Origin of the sequence: Pseudomonas fluorescens (assembly GCF_001648775.1) — a bacterium.
Taxonomy (GTDB): domain Bacteria; phylum Pseudomonadota; class Gammaproteobacteria; order Pseudomonadales; family Pseudomonadaceae; genus Aquipseudomonas; species Aquipseudomonas fluorescens_M.
Genome location: NZ_LVEJ01000045.1, coordinates 1 through 1437, shown reverse-complemented (window position 1 = coordinate 1437; position 1437 = coordinate 1). Strand labels below are relative to the sequence as shown.

The following is a 1437-nucleotide window of genomic DNA, read 5'->3' as shown; positions in this document are numbered from 1 at the left end:
CAACGGCGACAGCGCCGATTGTGTGCCGCGCACCTGCACCAACGGTTGCCCGGTGTCGATGGTCACCGGCGAGGAACTGCTGACCCTGACCGATGCGGTGCTCGATGGCGTGTTGCCCTTCGAGTTCACGCGTTTGTATCGCAGCAGTGCGGTTGAGCTCGATGTCGGGCTGGGGTTTGGCTGGAGCCATTCGCTGGCGCATCGGCTGGAGTTTGCCGGGGATGAGGTGGTCTGGGTCGACCATGAAAACCGCCGTACGCGGTTTCCGCTGCCGAACATCGAGCGCCCGGCTATTCACAACAGCCTGTCGCGGGCGGCGATTTTTCTCGGCGATGCGCCGGAGGAGTTGATCCTCGCGCTGGCAGGTGAAGCGCCACGGTTTTATCACTTTCGTGCCGGGCGGCTGACTGCGATCAGTGATGCGTATGGCAATCGTCTGACCGTGCAGCGCGATCGGTCTGACAGGATTCAGCGACTGGACAACGGGGCCGGACGTTCGTTGTTGTTGCGCTATGAGCGGGCTCACCTGATCGCGGTCGATTATCAGGTTTGGCGTGAAGGCGCCTGGCACACCGAGCAGACGCTGGTCAGTTACTGCTACGACGCCCGTCAGCGTTTGTTGGCCGCGACCAACGCAGTCGGCGACAGCGAACGTTACGACTACGACGACGCTCACGTGATCCTGCAGCGGCAGCTCACCGGCGGGGCGAGTTTCTTCTGGGAGTGGGAGCGCGCGGGGAAATCGGCCCGTTGTGTGCGCCACTGGGCGTCGTTCTCGCAGATGAACACGCGTTACGTCTGGGCGGACGACGGCAGCGTCGCGGTGCATTACGTCGATGGTACCGAAGAGGTTTACGTCCACGACGAGCGGGCGCGGCTGGTGCGCAAGGTCGAGGCTGATGGTGGCGAGCAGCTCAAGGCCTATGACGCTGCCGGACGCTTGATCGCCGAGCAGGATGCGTTAGGCGCAGTCACCGAATACCGCTACGACGAAGTCGGACGGCTGATCGCGCTGATTCCGCCGGATGACGCGCCAACGTCCTACGAATACCGCAACGGCTTCCTGCATCGGCGTTCGCGCGGTGATGCGGTGTGGATCTACCGGCGCAATGCCGAGGGCGATGTCACCGAAGCGGTCGATCCGGACGGCCAGGTCACCCATTACTACTACGACACCCGTGGCCAGTTGCTGTCGATCCGCTATCCCGACAGCGGCCGGCATCGCCTGGTGTGGAATGCCCTCGGCCAGTTGACCGAAGAAACCCTGCCTGACGGTGGTGTGCGGCGTTTTTCCTACGATGCGCTGGGGCGGCGGACCACAACGGTTGACGAACACGCGGCGGTGACCCGGCAACAGTGGGACGCCGCTGGCCGACTGACCCAGACGACATCTCCTACCGGCGCCACACGCGCCTACCACTACGGTGCCTACGGGCA

The 1437-nt window shown here is 63.9% G+C and carries 1 protein-coding gene; it reads left to right on the top strand.

Annotated elements, in window-relative coordinates; all coding sequences use genetic code 11:
- On the top strand, window positions 1-1437 hold a 1437-nt coding region (locus A8O26_RS29010; RefSeq protein ID WP_172828226.1), incomplete at both ends, for a DUF6531 domain-containing protein.